Genomic DNA, 15546 nt, shown 5'->3' with positions numbered 1-15546 from the left:
TTGCGCGACTGTGTGTTATGACGGTTGTGTGGGCACTCCCTCGCGGCCCGCCCTGGGGCGGGACATCGCGGTCGGGCTGGCCGTATTCGGGCTGTATCTGCTGGTCGATACGCTGCACAGCCCGGAACGCCGGGTCGCGGCCGATCGCAACGCGCGCGGATTGTTCGAGCTCGAGCGGTGGCTGCACGCCGACGTCGAGCTGTCGCTGAACCGGTGGCTGGCCGGGCGCGAGTGGCTGGCCACCCTCGCCAACTACGAGTACGCGTTCACCTACATCCTGACCGCGTTCGTGCTGCTGTTCTGGATGTATTTCCGCCGTCCCGCCGACTACCCGCGGGCTCGCGACTCGTTCCTGCTGCTGAATGTGCTGGCCATCGCGTGTTTCGCGGTGTACCCGGTGACGCCGCCGCGGCTGCTGCCGGATCTCGGCTTCGTCGACACCGTCGTCGCGGGCGGGACCTGGGGCTCCTGGGGGACGCCGCTGGTGGACGGCAGCAATCAACTGGCGGCGGTGCCGTCGCTGCACGTGGGCTGGGCGCTGTGGGTGAGCGTGGTGCTGGCCCGTATCGCGGGCGGCGTCACCGTGCAGGTGCTCAGCGCGCTGCACGTGCTCGTCACGGTGTACGTGATCATGGCGACCGCGAATCACTTCATCCTCGATGCCGTCGTCGCGGTCGGCTTCGTCGTGATCAGCGTCCTGCTGGTGGATCGCTGGTACGCGCGTCCGCCGGTGGTGGGCCCGGCCGATGCCTTCTTCCTGCATGTCGAGAACGCCGGGGTGCCGCAGCAGGTGGGCGGCATGGTGGTCCTGCACCCCCGGCCGGACGGCGGCCCCACCGCCGACGAGGTCCGCGCCCTGGTCCGTGCCGAACTCGCCCACCTGCCCCGCTTCCGCCAGCGCCTGCACCGCGCGGGCCGCTGGCGCCGCGCGCGCTGGGTCGGCGCGGACATCGACTGGGCCTGGCACGTCACCGAGCGGACCCTCGAAACCCCTTCGGCCCCAGCGTACTCAGGCGGACGCGGCGACTCGTCCACCACCGGGGCGGGTATCGCCGGGCTGGTGGGGGAGTTGGCCGCCGAACCCTTGCCGCGCGATCGGCCGCTGTGGCGGTTGGTGCTGGTGCGGGACCCGGCCGCGGGGGTGGTGGGCGTGCTCCTGCTGCTGCATCACACCGTGGCGGACGGGACCGGGACCGTGATTCAGGCGCTGCGTCTGCTGCGGCCCTCGGTCGATCTCTTCGGCGGCGAGAGCGGGGGCCAGGCCGCGGCGAGTCGGGAGAAACGGGGTGGACGGAGGCGACGCGGACCCGGCCGAGCCGCGAGGATGGCGGCAACGGCGACCGGGTTCGCTCAGCTCGCCACCGATGCGCGCCCGGCGGGACGACTGCCCGGCGGCTCCACTCGACGCACCTTCGCCGCCGTGTCGCTCGACCTGGAAACCGTTCGCGCGGTGGCGCATTCGCATCAGGCGCGGGTGACCGACGTGCTGCTCGCCGTCATGGTCACCACGCTGCACCGCCTGCGGCCGGAATGGGCCGAGCCGCTGCACGGCAGGCTGCGGGTGGCGGTGCCGCTCATGGTGCGCGAGCCGTCCTCGGCGGCCGAGGGCAACCTCACCGCGGCCGTGTTGACCGACGTCCCGTTCACCGCGGCGAGCCCCGGCGCGCTGCTGGCCGATATCCGCACCCGCGGCGCCCGCCTGCACAGCGGAACCCGCGCGCTGGCATCGCATTTCGTGATGTCCACCGGGCTACGCGTGCTGCCCGAACCCACGGTCGGCTGGTTCGCCCGCAGCGTGTACGGCGGGCGTTTCTTCCATGCCATCGTCTCGAATATGGCGGGGCCGGACCGGGACCTGACCTTCGCGAATGTGCCTATAGCCCAGGTGTTTCCGATCTTGCCGTCCGCGCCCGGCGTGCCCCTGGTCGCGGGTGTGCTCAGCTGGCGCGGCGTGCTGGGAATCGGGTTGTCGGCCGATCCGGCGGTGCTGGACGCGGCCGCGTTCGCGGCCGAGTTGCCCAGGGTGCTGGCCGAGTTGGATGCGGCGGCCGCAGTTGCCGATCCGGGCCCGGCGGTCCGTTCCGGCGAGTAATCTGAGCGGATTGATCACGCAGCCGTCGCGGCGCCGCGACGGGCGGGTGGTGTCACAGCGTAGCTGCCACGGCTGCCGCGGCTGTGCGGCCACGACCTGGTAGCGACGCCGTCGAACCCATCCGAGGGAGGCGGGACATGTTCACACAGGGCATGTTCACCCGAAATGCCGCGGCGAAAGTGCTTGCCGCGTGCGCACTGACGACTCTGCTGTCCGCCACTGCCTGCGGCGGATCCGACGAAAAGTCCGGCCCCACGGACCCCACCGGCGCCCCCACCGTCACCGAGGCGGTGACGCAATCCTACGAACGCTTCTTCGACGGTGCCACCGGCGCCGAGGAGAAGATGGCGCTGTTGGAGAACGGCCGGGCCTTCGCCGACATCATGAAGGCCCAGGCGGATTCTCCGATGGCCAAGGCCACGACGGCGACGGTCTCCGGGGTGGCCAGCACCGGCACCGACCACGCCGAGGTCAACTACACGATCCTGATGGGCGGCAAACCGGCGCTGGCGAATCAGCAGGGGGCGGCGATCTACCAGGACGGGGGCTGGAAGGTCACCGCGGCCACCTTCTGCGCCCTGCTGACGCTGCAGGGCAATCCGCCGCCGGTCTGCGCCGCGGCGGCCACCACGCCGGCGGCCCCGCCCACCAACTGATCTCGACCGATCCGGGGTAGCCATGACCGTCCCGACCGCCCGCGCGGCACGGCCGAATATCGCGCTGGCCACCGTCACCGCGGTGCTGTTCGTGACCTTCCTGGATACGACGATCGTCAGCGTCGCGCTCGGTGACATCCAGTCCGATCTGCACGCCGGGGTGGTGCCGCTGCAGTGGGTGGTGAACGCCTACACGCTGGTGTTCGCGAGCCTGATGCTGACCCTGGGCTCACTGGGCGACCGGTGGGGCCGCAAGCGGGTGCTGGTGGCCGGTCTGGTGATCTTCTGCGCCGGATCGGTGCTGTCGGCGACCGCGACCAGCGTGGCAGTGCTGATCGCCGGGCGCGGCGTGATGGGCCTGGGCGCGGCGGCTTCCGAACCCGGCACGCTGTCGGTGATCCGGCACATCTACCCCGACCGCGGCGACCGCGCGAAGGCATTGGGCGCGTGGGCGGCCGTCTCCGGGCTCGCGCTGGCGGCGGGGCCGGTGGTCGGCGGCCTGCTGGTCGGCGCCTTCGGCTGGCAATCGATCTTCTGGTTCAACCTGGTCGTCGGCGTGGTGGTACTGGGCGCCGCGCTGCGCTATGTCCCGGAGAGCGCCGACCCGCAGCCCGGACCGGTGGACCGGGCCGGATTCGTCCTGGGCGCAACGTTTCTCGGCTGCGTGATCTACGCCGGGATCTCAGGGGAGGAGGTGGGCTACGACGCGACCTCGGTCGTCGTGCTGTTCGTCATCGGCGGCCTCGCCTTCCTGGGCTTCCTGGTGGTCGAGATGCGCGCGCGCAACCCGATGTTCGACTTCCGGTATCTGAAGCGGCCGATGGTGCGCAGCGCGCTGATCGTGGCGTTCGCGGTCTACTTCGGCATCTTCTCGATCTTCTTCTTCACCGCGCTGTATCTGCAGGAGGTGATCGGCTATTCGGGCTGGCGCACGGCGGCGGTGTTCGCGCCGATGGCCGTCGCGATCGTCCTGGGCTCGCTGGTCGCCGGATTCTGGGTGGCGCTGCGCGGTTCGCGCACCCCGATGATCATCGGCTGTCTGCTGGGTGCCACCGGAATTCTGCTCGCCCGCGAATGCCTGGGCGTCACCGTGGATTTCACGCCCCTGGCGCTGGCGCTGACCGTCGCGGGCCTCGGATTCGGCATCGCCGTCGTACCGCTCACCTCGGCGGTGCTGTCCGGCGTGCCCGCCGAGCATTCGGGGATGGCCGCCGCGGCCACCAATACGATGCGGCAGGTGGGCGCGGTGGTCGGGGTCGCCGCGCTGGGCTCGCTGGTCAATTCGTTCCTCGACGCCGATCTGGTGCGGCGGCTGAACGAGCTCGACATCCCGGCCAACTTCCAGGCCATCGTCATCGACGCCATCAAGACCGGAAGCGTTCCGGCGGGCGGTGATCCGTCCGCCTCGGCGGCCTACGGGCCGATCGTGGACCAGGTCATCCACGCCACCTACGCCGCCTTCCACCGCGGACTCGATGTGGCCCTGCTGGTCTCGGGCATCATGATCCTGGTCGCCGCCGGGCTGACCGCGCTCTCGGGCTACCGCGCCGGCGACCGCTCCGGTTACGAATACGAGACCTGATCGGTCTGCCGATGATGCGGCAGCGGGCTTAACGTGGAAGTCTCGCTGTCACTTTCGGCGCTCGGAGCCCGTCATGCGCAATCCCGAATTCCCGGACCGTCCGCCGATCCGCCGCGGCCGAACCCGCCGCGGACCCGCCCGGTTCGCGATGCTGTTCGCCACGATCCTCGCGGCCGCCTGCACCGCGTCGGCACCGGCCGCCGTCGCCGCGCCCCAGGTGGCCGTCTATCCGGGCATGACCCTGCAGACCGAGAACGAGCAGTGCTCGGTCGCGATGACGGGCCGCCTCGGTGCCACCTGGTACGCCGTCACCGCCGGACACTGTTTCGAGCCCGGCGCCCAGGTCTACACCGAAAGCGGCACTCCCTTCGGCTGGTTCGAGCACGCGGTGCCCGACGGCGACGCCGCGAATCTCGGCTTCGCCCTGATCCACCTGCACGACAACGCGGTCGCGGGAGCATCGACGGGCCGGTTGGCCATCGCCACTATCGACCCGAACCCCGCTGTGGGCCAGCCGATCTGCAAGGTGGGCGCGCGCACCGGGACGACCTGCGGGGTGATCGGCAGCGTTGCCCCCACCCATCTGCGGACCACGGTCCCGGTGGACCACGGTGACTCCGGCGGCGTCGTCTACACCGAAATCCGTTCCGGCTCGGCCGCTTTCGTCGGCATGGTGGTCGGGATGGGCGCGGACTTCTCGCTCGTGGAACCGGCCGCCCACCTCACCGAGCTGATCCGGACCCGCGGACCCCAGGGTGCCGAGCAGTTCCGCTGGTATGTGACCGACAGCCGGTGAGGCCTCAGTCGCGCAGCGCCTGCGACAGCTCCGGGCTCAATGCCAGCGCCGGAAGCGATTCGACCAGCATGTCGATCAGCTGTTCGCGGGTGATGGTCTCGTGTCGCAGCCAGCTCAGCGTCGTCTCCTCCACGAAGGCGATCCAGCCGCGCACGGCCAGCCGCAGCCGCGGTCGATCCGTGTCCTCGATCGGGACCGGCACCTCGGCGAGGATGCGGTCGACGATGGCGCCGCGGGTCGCATCCACCAGCGTCGTCAACTCGGGGCTGGTGCTGGCCGGGCCGCGCAATAGCGCCAGGTACGAGGTGCGGTTCTCGGAAACGTAGTCGACATAGCGTTGCACCGCGTCGCGCAGCATGTCGAACAGGCCGAGGCTCGGATCCGGTGCGGTGCGGGCCAGCAGTTCGGCATTGGCACGCTGCGCGACCGCCAGCTGGAAGTCCTGCTTGGTCGGGAAGTAGTGGAACAGCAGGCCCCGGGAGATACCGGCCTGCGCGGCGATATCGCCGACGGAGATGTCCTCCAGGGCGCGGTCGCTCAGCATCCGGACGCCGAGCGTGAGCAGCTGCTCGCGGCGCTCGTCCGGGCTCAGCCGCACCCGCTTGCCGTTCTCACCAGGTCCCTTGCCCACGACCCCATCCTACTGAACGTGAGTCAATACTGTTGACTCCTGATCAATAAGCCCCTACTCTCGGGTACATGAGTCGCAAGGTTACAGACACTGGTGTCGCGCGGCACGTGCACGTGCTGATCGTCGGGAGTGGATTCTCCGGCCTGGGCCTGGCCATCCGGCTCAGCCAGCAGGGTCGTGAGGACTACGTGGTGATCGAGCGCGGCAGCGATGTCGGCGGCACCTGGCGCGACAACACCTATCCGGGCGCGGCCTGCGACGTGCCGTCCCAGCTGTACTCGTACTCGTTCGCGCTCAATCCGAACTGGTCGCGCTCGTTCTCCAAGCAGCCGGAGATCCAGCGCTACATCCAGGATGTGGCCGCCCGCCACAACGTGCGCGACAAGCACATCTTCGACTGCGAGATGACCGGAGCGCGGTGGAACGACGCCGACGCGCGGTGGGAGGTGCAGACCTCCAAGGGGGCGTTCACCGCCGACATCCTGGTCTCCGCGGTGGGTGCGCTGTGCGAGCCCAACCTGCCGGATATCAAGGGCATCAACGACTTCCGCGGGCAGATCTTCCACTCCGCGCGCTGGGATCACGACGCGGACCTGACCGGCAAGCGGGTCGCGGTGATCGGCACCGGCGCCTCGGCGATCCAGATCGTGCCGTCGATCGCGCCGAAGGTCTCGCACCTGGACGTCTACCAGCGCACCGCGCCGTGGCTGCTGCCGCGCGTCGACCGGCCCTACACGCTGCCGGAGCGGTTGGCGTTCAAGCACATTCCGGGCGTGCAGAAGCTCGCGCGCGCGGCCATCTATGCGACCCGTGAGCTGGAGGTCGTCGGCCTGGCCAAGTATCCGCGGGCCAATCTCGGCCTGGAACTGGTCGCGCGCGCCAAGCTCGCCTACGAGGTTCGAGACCCCGAGCTGCGCCGCAAGGTCACGCCGAACTTCCGGATCGGCTGCAAGCGCATGCTGCTGTCCAACGAGTACTACCCGGCGCTGGGTCGCGACAACGTCGACCTGGTCACCGACGGCATCAAGGAGATCCGCGCCGACTCGATCGTGACCACCGACGGCACCGAGCGCGAGATCGACGCGCTGATCGTCGCCACCGGATTCCATGTCACCGACTCACCGGCGTACGAGGTCGTCGCCGGTCGCGACGGGCGCACGCTCGCCGAGGTTTTCGATCAGGGCGGTCAGCAGGGTTACAAGGGTTCGGCAATCGCCAACTACCCCAATATGTTCTTCATGCTCGGCCCGAATGTGGGCCTGGGGCACACCTCGATGGTGTACATGATCGAGTCGCAGATCAATTACATCGCCGACGCCATCGACACGTTCGACATGCGTGGCCTGCGCACCGTCGAGGTGCGAAAGGACGTGCAGGACAAGTTCAATCGGGAGCTGCAGGGCAAATTGGTGGGCAGCGTCTGGAGTACCGGCGGCTGCGCCAGCTGGTACCTGGACAAGCACGGAAACAACACCACACTGTGGCCGGATTTCACTTTCCGTTTCCGTAGACTGCTGGAAAAGTTCGATGTGTCCGCTTACGACACGACCGTCAAAGGGGCCGAGGATCGGCCCGATCTGAAAGTGGTGGCAAAACAGTGAGGGAGCGTGCGAGCGAACCAATAAGCCAGCGCGCTTTGCGCACAGTGCCACCGAGCGCTAGCGAGGAGGCACTGTGAGCAATGAGGCTTACTTCAGGGGCAAGGTTTGTGTGATCACCGGCGCGGGATCCGGCATCGGCCGGGCCCTGGCGGAGAATCTGGCCCGCCGGGGCGCGAAACTCGCGCTGTCCGATATCGATACCGATGGCCTGGCCGAAACCGTCAGGCGCTGTGAGGCTTTGGGCGCACAGGTGAAATCCGACCGGCTCAATGTCGCCGAGCGTGAGGCGGTGCTGCTGTACGCCGACGAAGTCAAGAAGCACTACGGCAAGGTCAACCAGATCTACAACAACGCCGGGATCGCCCATCACGGCGACGTGATCCACACGCAGTTCAAGGACATCGACCGGATCATGGACGTCGACTTCTACGGAGTCGTCAACGGCACCAAGGCATTCCTGCCGTTCCTGATCGAATCCGGCGACGGCCACGTGATCAATGTGTCCAGCCTGTTCGGCCTGATCGCGGTGCCGGGCCAGAGTGCCTACAACGCGGCCAAGTTCGCGGTGCGCGGCTTCACCGAGGCGCTGCGGCAGGAGATGCTGATCAAGGGCGAGCCGGTGCAGGTGACCTGCGTGCATCCGGGCGGCATCAAGACCGCGGTGGCGCGCAACGCGACCGTCGCCGAAACGCAAGGGCTGGACCAGAAGAAGGTCGCCGCCCAGTTCGACAAGCAGCTGGCGATGCACACCCCGGAAATGGCCGCCGAGACGATCCTGACGGGTGTGCGCAAGGGCCACGGCCGGGTGCTGATCGGCTGGGAGGCCAAGGTGCTGGACCTGTTCGTCCGCACCACCGCGTCCTACTATCAGCGCATCGCCAGCGTGGTGAGCCGCCGCTTCCTGCCCTGATAACTGAAAGTTCCTGCTATGCCTGCTGTTTCGCTGCCACTGCCGCTGGCCCGCGCGGTGCTGCACCCGATGTTCCGGTACTCCATGCACCACCGGCTGCCGTGGCGGGTCCAGCGGGCCCTGCTCGACGCCGGTTCGGTGCTGCAGGTGCTGCCCGGCGGCACCCGGGTGCACAAGCTGCGGCTGGGCGGCCGCCCGGCCGAGCGCATCACCTCCGAGCGGGCCGATCGGTCCGGTGCGGTGCTCTACCTGCACGGTGGCGGCTACGCCGTCGGCTCGAGCGCCACGCACCGGTCGCTGGCCGCGCACCTGGCGCGCGAGATAGGTTGCCCGGTCTATCTTCCCGACTACCGGCTGGCACCCGAGCACCCGTACCCGGCCGCGCTGGACGACGCGGAGGCGGCCTTCCTGGATCTGGTGTCGACCGGGCTGCGGCCGGAAGACATTGCGGTATCCGGTGATTCGGCAGGTGGCGGGCTGTCGCTCGCGCTCGCGCTGCGGCTGCGCGACAAGCACGGATTCCGGGTTGCCGCACTGGGTTTGATCGCGCCCTGGGCCGACCCCAACGAAGTGCCGGACGGTTACCGCGATCTGGTGATCAACAAGCCGTGGTCGCGGGCCTGTGCCGCGGCCTACCTCGGCGACGGCGACGGTCTGGATTCCGGCTACGCGCCGCTGCTGGGCGATCTGCACGGCCTGCCGCCGACCTATGTCCAGGTCGACGCGAGCGAGCTGCTGCACGACCAGTGCGGGCGGCTGGTGGCGGCGCTGCGGGCCGCCGGGGTGACGACGCAGTTCAGCGTCACCCGCGGGCTGTGGCACGTCGCGCAGCTGCAGGCCTCGATCGTCGAGCCCGCCGCGGCGGCGACGCGCGAGTTGGCCGCGTTCCTGAGCGCATCGCTGCAGGCAGCGCAAACGCGGTCCATAGGATAGAAATTTGGCGGCCTCGCCACCTCGGACGTACACGGCCGCCTCGAGTGGCGTAAATTACCGGTGAGTAAACCACGTGGAAGGGCACCGATGCGAGAGTTCGAAGTCCCGGCGACCTACACCATCCCCGAGGACGCCAATATGTCCGACGGGGCCTTCCGGCATGCCGAGCGCACGCCGGGGCTGGTGGTGTTCAATCGCCCCGACGGCAAGGGCGGGTGGACCGATGTCACGGCCGCCGAATTCGCCGGGGATGTCACGAAGGTGGCCAAGGGACTGATCGCGTCGGGCATCGAACTAGGTGACCGGGTCGCCATCCTGGCCTCGACCCGCTACGAGTGGGTGGTCCTGGACTTCGCCATCTGGGCCGCCGGCGGCTGCACCGTCGCCATCTTCGACAGCTCCTCCGCCGAGCAGGCGCGCTGGATCCTGGAGGATTCCTCGACCAAGCTGCTGGTGGTCGAGACCGCCGCGCAGCGGGCGACCATCGCCGAGATCGAGTCGGGCTTGCCGGAGCTGCGCGAGGTGCTGCAGCTCGCCGACGGCGCCGTCGACCAGCTCATCACCAAGGGCGCGGAGCTGGACGACCAGGCCGTGCACGACCGGCGCGCCCAGGTCAAGGCCGCCTCCCCGGCGACGCTGATCTACACCTCCGGCACCACCGGCCGTCCCAAGGGCGTCATGCTCTCGCATGCCAACCTCTACGCGGAGTCGGCCGCGGACCGGGCGGCCATGCCGCAGTTCCTCAAGCCGGGCAACAAGTCGCTGCTGTTCCTGCCGCTGGCGCACGTCTTCGCCCGCGCGGTGGCGCTCGCCGCCTTCGACGCCGGGGTCACCGTCGCGCACACCTCCGACTGGTCGACGCTGGTCGAGCAGTTCGGGCAGTACAAGCCGGACTTCATCCTGTCGGTGCCGCGCGTATTCGAGAAGGTGTTCAACGGCGCCAAGCAGAAGGCGCACGACGGCGGCAAGGGCAAGATCTTCGACGCCGCGGCCGAGACCGCCGTCGCCTACAGCCAGGCGCTGGACAACGGCGGCGCCGGGCTCGTGCTCAAGGCCAAGCACGCGCTGTTCGACAAGCTGGTCTACGGCAAGCTGCGCGAGGCCATGGGCGGGCGGTGCAAGTCGGCGGTGTCCGGCGGCGGTCCGCTGGGCGCGCGGCTGGGCCACTTCTTCCGGGGCATCGGCGTGACCATCTACGAGGGCTACGGCCTCACCGAGACCACCGCCGCCGTATCGGTCAACACGCCGGAGTTCATCCGCGTCGGCTCGGTCGGCCGCCCGCTGCCCGGGCACGGGGCGAAGGTGGCCGAGGACGGCGAGCTGCTGGTGCGCGGCCCGGTCGTCTTCGGCGGGTACTGGAAGAATCCGACCGCCACCGAGGACGCCTTCGCCGACGGCTGGTTCAAGACCGGTGACCTGGGCGCCATCGACGACCGGGGCTTCATCACCATCACCGGCCGCAAGAAGGAAATCATCGTCACCGCGGGCGGCAAGAACGTGGCCCCGGCCATGCTGGAGGATTCGCTGCGGGCGCATCCGCTGATCAGCCAGGTGATGGTGGTGGGCGACGGCAAGCCGTTCATCGGCGCGCTGATCACGCTCGACCCCGAGGCGCTGCCGGGCTGGAAGGAACGCAACGGCCTGCCCGCCGACCTGCCGATGGAGAAGCTGATCGAGCTGCCCGAGCTGAAGACCGCGATCGATGCCGCGGTGGCCGATACCAACAAGCTCGTCTCGCACGCGGAGCAGATCAAGAAGATCCGCATCCTGCCCGTCGACTGGACTCAAGAGACCGGCGAGCTGACGCCCAAGATGTCGCTGAAGCGGGCCGTGGTCATGAAGAACTACGCCGCCGACGTGGAGGCCATCTACAACGGCTGAGTCTCCGCAAGCGGACCTCGGTCCGGCCGGATTGCCGGTGGCGAGAGTGATGAATTCGTAGAGTGGCCGTCGTCCCTAGTTGGGGCGGCGGCCACTGTCGTCCGTCCGGTCGTGTACTCATCCGAGGAGGCAATCCGTGACGGTCTTGAATCCCTATCTGATGTTCAACGGCAACGCCGAAGAGGCGTTCACCTTCTACCAGTCCGTGTTCGGCGGTGAGCTGCAGCTCATTCGCTTCAGCGAGATGGGCGACGGCGGGGATCTGCCCGGCGAGGCGAAGAATCTGATCGCCCATGCCGCCCTGCCGCTGCGCGGCACCGACCACCTGCTGATGGCGTCGGACTGTCCACCCGGGCAGACCGTCAACACCAGCAACCCGGCCTACGCGGTGTCGCTGGACCTGGACAGCCGCGAGGAGGCCGAGCGGATCTTCGGCGCGCTGTCGGCGGGCGGCGACGTGTCGATGCCGATCGGCAAGACCGAATGGGCCGAGCTGTTCGGCATGGTCACCGACAAGTACGCGGTGCCGTGGATGATCGGCTACACGCCCGCCGAGTAGGCGGGGTGCCCCCACTTCACGCACCCCTGCCGTGTTCTCGCACCCTCTGCACGGGTTTGCGCGGGGTGCGTGAACACGCAGGGGGTGCGTGAAGTGCTGGGGTAGTCAGGCGACTGGGGTGAGGAAGTTTGTCAGTGGTGGGATGGCGGTCGCCGGGCAGTCTTCGTGGACTGTGTGGCCGCAGCCGGGGAGGATCGTTGCCGTCGCGTTCGGTATCCGGGCGGCCAATCCGTGGGCCTGGGACGAGGGCAGCACCTCGTCCTGCTCGCCCCACAGCACCAGGGTCGGCGCGGTGACCTGGCCGAGGGCCGCGTCGGTGAGCCGGAAGTCGAGATTGCGCCACAGTGCCAGGAATCCGTCGCGGTTGTCGGGACGGGTGAACGGCGGCCAGAGTTCGTTCATCATGACATCGGTGACCAGCTCCTTGTGGTGGAAGGTGCTGCGGATGCCCTGGGTGTACACCTCGCGGGTGCTGAGCGCCATGGCGAGTTCGCCGAGCGCCGGAGCGGTGAAAATCGCTGTGGTAGGCGCTTTTTCGGCGTTCAGGCCGGGGGAGTCGAGCAGCGCCAGCTTGGTGACGCGTTCCGGATGCTGTTCGGCGAAGTACAGGCTCCAGGCGCCACCCCACGAGTGGCCGACCAGCGCGGTGCGCTCCAACCCGACCGCATCGAGGAAGCTGCCGATGGCCGCGGACATGGCGGGCAGGTCGAACGCGAAGTCCTTCCTGCGCAGTTCCGTGTAGCCCTGGCTGGGCATTTCGACGGCGTAGACGGTGTGCCGCCGGGCCAGCTCCGGGATGACGTCACGCCAGGAGTACTGCCAGAGCCCGCCGCCCGCGATCAGGACGACCGGGGATCCGCTGCCGGTGACGGTGTAGTGGAATGTGGCGAGATCCGTTTCCGCATACCGTGATTCGATGCTGTCCAGGTACGGAGGACGGTGGTCGGCGCCCGGCGGGGAGGCGGACGCGGACGGTACGGCGACCACGAGCACGGCGGTGACCGCCGCGACCAGTACGGCGGCGAGTCGGTGGAACCAGTGTGGGACCTTCATGATGCACTCCGGATCGGTTGGGTTCTTCGACCTGAGGACGAGCGAGCCCTCGGCGACGTGACGGGTAGTGATCCGATTCACGGTCGAGCGCCGCGCGGCGTGCTCGCATAGGCCCCCTTTCCCCAAGGACCGGCGTTCCCCTCGACTCCCACCCGAGACGAATGTTGCACCGGCAGCATGGATTCCGGTGGAGGGCCCGTCGGAGGCCGAAGTTTACCGTTTCGGCAGCGCCTCAGGGGCGTTATGCCGCGCGGATAGGCGATCCAGGAAATCGGCGATCAGCGGGGCGATTTCGGACACGTGGGTTTCCAGGGCGAAGTGGCCGGTGTCGAAGACGTGCAGCTCCGCGTCGGGGAGGTCGGCCAGATAGGCGTGGGCGCCGGGCTCGGGGAAGAAGGGATCGTTCGCGCCCCACGCGATCAGGGTCGGCGGGGTGTGCTTGCGCAGCCAGGCCTGCCAGGCGGGGTAGCGGGCGATATTCGACTTGTAGTCGAAGGCCAGCGCCACCTGTGCCTCCTTGCGGCCGGGCAGGTCGAGGAAATGCTGGTCCAGCAGCCAGGATTCGGGGGACAGCAGGGTGGGATCGGCGACACCGGTCTCGTACTGACTGCGGGTGCCCTCCACGGTCAGCAGTCCGCGAATCGTGTCCTCGGCACCGTCCTGATCCGGTCGCAGCGCGGTGAATTCGCGTGCGCCGTCGGACAATCCGGCCTCGTAGGCGTTCCCGTTCTGCACGATCAGGCCCGCGACCCATTCGGGATGCCGTTCGGCCAGCCGGAATCCGATCGGAGCGCCGAAGTCGAAGACGTACATGGTGAAACTGGTCAGCCCCAGGCGCCGCACGAAGCCCTCGGTGATGTCGGTGAGGCGGTCGAAGGTGTAGACGAAATCGCCCGGGGCCGTGGTGTTTCCGAAGCCGGGGTAGTCGGGCGCGATGACGCGGTAGCGGTCGCCGAGGGCGTCGATGAGCCTGCGGAACTGGTGCGAGGCCGACGGAAAACCGTGCAGCAGGAGCAGGGCCGGGGCATTGGAGCGTGCCGGGACCGACTCGCGGTAGAAGACGTCGACGCCGTCGACGTCGATGTGACGGTGGTTGACCAGGGACAGGCTCATCGCTTTCACATGCTTTCTTTCGGTGAAGATGCATTAGTTCTAACTGGATCGCCGCTAATGTGTCAAGTCGACGATGTAGCATTAGGAACATGAGCGACCCGACACCGCTGATCGGCGAACCGCTGGCGCTGGACCTGGTGAACACCCGGCCCGCCGACGCGGACCTGCTGAGCACCCCGGAGGAACTGGTCCGCTGGCTGCGCTCGGAGGCCGACCGCCTGCCGGAGCCGCCGATTCCGCACCCGACGAACGAGGACCTGGAGGCCGTCCGGGCGGTTCGCGACCACACCGCGGCGATCCTGGAGGCGGTGCTGGACGGGCATCGCCCTCCGGCCGAGGCATTGCGCGGGCTCGACAGGGCGCAGTCGGCCGCGCCCGCGGTGCGCTATCTGGAGTGGCACGACGGCGCGTTCACGGCACCGACCTTCCGCGCGGGGCCGGAGGGCGCCCGCCTGGCCGCGGCGCTCGCCGAATCCGCCGTCGACCTGCTCATCGATCCGGCCATAGCCCGCCTGAAACGCTGCGAGGCCGACGATTGCGTGCTGCTGTTCCTGCCCGCCCACCCGCGCCGCCGCTGGTGCTCACCGCAGCGCTGCGGCAACCGGGTCCGCGTCGCGCGCTACTACGACCGCCACAAAGACGCGCCCCAGTCGTAGTTTCCTCGCGGAAATCCACGTCGAGATCGCCGACCGATGGCAGCCTTCGAAGGGAGCGGCCGCCCGACAGGAGGACTCGATGAAGAAGCTGATCAATGATCCGGCCGATGTGGTCGCGGAGGCGCTGGCCGGAATGGCCGCGGCCCATCCGGAACTGCGGGTCGACGACAAGCACCGTCTCGTGCTGCGCGGCGATGCGCCGGTGCCGGGCAAGGTGGGGCTGGTGTCGGGTGGCGGCTCGGGGCACGAACCGCTGCACGGCGGATTCGTGGGCCCGGGAATGCTCGACGCCGCCTGTGCCGGTGAGGTTTTCACGTCCCCGGTACCGGATCAGATTCAGGCCGCGACGGCCGCCGTCGACGCCGGGGCGGGCGTGCTGCACATCGTGAAGAATTACACCGGCGACGTCATGAACTTCGAGATGGCCGCCGAGCTGGCCGCCGCGGAGACCGGGACCGAGGTGGTGTCGGTGGTGGTCAACGACGATGTGGCCGTGCAGGACAGCCTCTACACCGCCGGGCGGCGCGGGGTCGGCGGGACGGTTGTGGTGGAGAAGCTGGCCGGGGCGGCCGCCGCACAGGGGCGCCCGCTGGCCGAGGTGGCGGCGGTGGCGAGCCGGGTGAATGCGAACTCCCGCAGCATGGGGATGGCGCTGACCTCGTGTACCGTGCCCGCCGCGGGCAAACCGACCTTCGATCTGCCCGACACCGAGATGGAGATCGGGATCGGCATCCACGGCGAGCCCGGCCGCCGGCGGGAGCCGCTGGCACCGGCCCGGGAGGTCGCCGAGATGCTGGTGCAGCCGATCGTGTCCGATCTGCCGTTCGTCAAGGGCGACACCGTGATCTGCTTCGTCAACGGCATGGGCGGCACGCCGCTGCTCGAGCTCTACATCGTGTACCACGAGGTGGCTCGCATGCTGCGGGGGCACGGGATCGACATCGCCCGCTCGCTCGTGGGGCCCTACATCACCTCCCTCGAGATGGCCGGTTGCTCGGTGACGCTGACCAAGGTCGACGACGAACTGCTGGGTCTGTGGGATGCGCCGGTGCGCACCCCGGCGCTGCGCTGGGGAGCGTGAAC

Annotated in this window: 14 protein-coding genes; 11 read left to right on the top strand and 3 right to left on the bottom strand. The window is 68.8% G+C overall.

The window, feature by feature from the left end:
- Positions 1-28: 28 nt before the first annotated feature.
- From NM1_RS01825 to NM1_RS01810, 4 genes are all read left to right on the top strand, one after another.
- Positions 29-2092 (top strand): bifunctional phosphatase PAP2/O-acyltransferase family protein, encoded by a 2064-nt coding sequence (locus NM1_RS01825; protein ID WP_068013083.1) that lies wholly within the window; start codon positions 29-31, stop codon positions 2090-2092.
- A gap of 137 nt (positions 2093-2229) precedes the next feature.
- A complete protein-coding gene (locus tag NM1_RS01820) occupies positions 2230-2748 on the top strand; it encodes an MTB12 C-terminal domain-containing protein (protein WP_084519063.1) in 519 nt (172 codons plus the stop codon).
- A gap of 22 nt (positions 2749-2770) precedes the next feature.
- A complete protein-coding gene (locus tag NM1_RS01815) occupies positions 2771-4330 on the top strand; it encodes an MFS transporter (protein ID WP_068013081.1) in 1560 nt (519 codons plus the stop codon).
- Positions 4331-4403: 73 nt separating this feature from the next.
- Positions 4404-5126, top strand: a complete 723-nt coding sequence (locus tag NM1_RS01810) for a chymotrypsin family serine protease (protein ID WP_068013078.1) — start codon at positions 4404-4406, stop codon at positions 5124-5126.
- A gap of 4 nt (positions 5127-5130) precedes the next feature.
- Here the strand turns inward: NM1_RS01810 and NM1_RS01805 are convergent, their stop codons facing one another.
- The gene (locus NM1_RS01805; protein WP_068013075.1) at positions 5131-5757 is read right to left on the bottom strand and encodes a TetR/AcrR family transcriptional regulator; all 627 of its coding nucleotides are present in this window, start codon (positions 5755-5757) and stop codon (positions 5131-5133) included.
- Between the two features lie 68 nt (positions 5758-5825).
- On the opposite strand from NM1_RS01805, the gene NM1_RS01800 reads away from it, so the two are divergent.
- The 5 genes from NM1_RS01800 (at position 5826) to NM1_RS01780 (ending at position 11641) form a co-directional block, all read left to right on the top strand.
- Complete coding sequence (locus NM1_RS01800; RefSeq protein ID WP_068013072.1) at positions 5826-7358, top strand: flavin-containing monooxygenase; 1533 nt, start codon at positions 5826-5828, stop codon at positions 7356-7358.
- 73 nt (positions 7359-7431) lie between these two features.
- Positions 7432-8268: an SDR family NAD(P)-dependent oxidoreductase gene (locus NM1_RS01795; protein ID WP_068013069.1), complete on the top strand. Its 837-nt coding sequence runs from the start codon at positions 7432-7434 to the stop codon at positions 8266-8268.
- Positions 8269-8286: 18 nt separating this feature from the next.
- A complete protein-coding gene (locus NM1_RS01790) occupies positions 8287-9201 on the top strand; it encodes an alpha/beta hydrolase (protein ID WP_068013067.1) in 915 nt (304 codons plus the stop codon).
- A gap of 87 nt (positions 9202-9288) precedes the next feature.
- The gene (locus tag NM1_RS01785) at positions 9289-11082 is read left to right on the top strand and encodes an AMP-dependent synthetase/ligase (protein ID WP_068013065.1); all 1794 of its coding nucleotides are present in this window, start codon (positions 9289-9291) and stop codon (positions 11080-11082) included.
- Positions 11083-11218: 136 nt separating this feature from the next.
- Positions 11219-11641, top strand: coding sequence for a VOC family protein (locus NM1_RS01780; RefSeq protein WP_114699473.1), 423 nt, complete (start codon positions 11219-11221; stop codon positions 11639-11641).
- 105 nt (positions 11642-11746) lie between these two features.
- Here the strand turns inward: NM1_RS01780 and NM1_RS01775 are convergent, their stop codons facing one another.
- Both NM1_RS01775 and NM1_RS01770 read right to left on the bottom strand, forming a co-directional pair.
- Positions 11747-12694, bottom strand: a complete 948-nt coding sequence (locus NM1_RS01775; RefSeq protein WP_068013063.1) for an alpha/beta fold hydrolase — start codon at positions 12692-12694, stop codon at positions 11747-11749.
- 213 nt (positions 12695-12907) lie between these two features.
- Positions 12908-13807 carry an alpha/beta fold hydrolase gene (locus NM1_RS01770; protein WP_068013060.1) on the bottom strand — a complete coding sequence of 300 codons (900 nt, stop codon included), beginning with the start codon at positions 13805-13807 and terminating at the stop codon, positions 12908-12910.
- A gap of 89 nt (positions 13808-13896) precedes the next feature.
- On the opposite strand from NM1_RS01770, the gene NM1_RS01765 reads away from it, so the two are divergent.
- Entirely contained in the window at positions 13897-14463 is a 567-nt protein-coding gene (locus NM1_RS01765) for a CGNR zinc finger domain-containing protein (RefSeq protein ID WP_068013058.1), read from the top strand.
- 79 nt (positions 14464-14542) lie between these two features.
- A complete protein-coding gene (dhaK, locus tag NM1_RS01760; RefSeq protein ID WP_068013056.1) occupies positions 14543-15544 on the top strand; it encodes a dihydroxyacetone kinase subunit DhaK in 1002 nt (333 codons plus the stop codon).
- The last annotated feature ends 2 nt before the right edge of the window (positions 15545-15546 follow it).

The sequence above is a fragment of the Nocardia mexicana NBRC 108244 genome (assembly GCF_001613165.1).
GTDB classification, from domain to species: Bacteria; Actinomycetota; Actinomycetes; order Mycobacteriales; family Mycobacteriaceae; genus Nocardia; species Nocardia mexicana.
Note: the sequence above shows the minus strand (reverse complement) of the source record. Positions and strands in the feature narration are given on the sequence as shown.

Excerpts from the sequence above, each read along its gene's own strand:
- NM1_RS01800 (WP_068013072.1), top strand. The coding sequence starts at position 5,826 with ATGAGTCGCAAGGTTACAGACACTGGTGTCGCGCGGCACGTGCACGTG.
- dhaK (WP_068013056.1), top strand. The coding sequence starts at position 14,543 with ATGAAGAAGCTGATCAATGATCCGGCCGATGTGGTCGCGGAGGCGCTG.
- NM1_RS01815 (WP_068013081.1), top strand. The coding sequence starts at position 2,771 with ATGACCGTCCCGACCGCCCGCGCGGCACGGCCGAATATCGCGCTGGCC.
- NM1_RS01820 (WP_084519063.1), top strand. The coding sequence starts at position 2,230 with ATGTTCACACAGGGCATGTTCACCCGAAATGCCGCGGCGAAAGTGCTT.
- NM1_RS01770 (WP_068013060.1), bottom strand. The coding sequence starts at position 13,807 with ATGAGCCTGTCCCTGGTCAACCACCGTCACATCGACGTCGACGGCGTC.
- NM1_RS01810 (WP_068013078.1), top strand. The coding sequence starts at position 4,404 with ATGCGCAATCCCGAATTCCCGGACCGTCCGCCGATCCGCCGCGGCCGA.
- NM1_RS01775 (WP_068013063.1), bottom strand. The coding sequence starts at position 12,694 with ATGAAGGTCCCACACTGGTTCCACCGACTCGCCGCCGTACTGGTCGCG.
- NM1_RS01765 (WP_068013058.1), top strand. The coding sequence starts at position 13,897 with ATGAGCGACCCGACACCGCTGATCGGCGAACCGCTGGCGCTGGACCTG.
- NM1_RS01785 (WP_068013065.1), top strand. The coding sequence starts at position 9,289 with ATGCGAGAGTTCGAAGTCCCGGCGACCTACACCATCCCCGAGGACGCC.
- NM1_RS01790 (WP_068013067.1), top strand. The coding sequence starts at position 8,287 with ATGCCTGCTGTTTCGCTGCCACTGCCGCTGGCCCGCGCGGTGCTGCAC.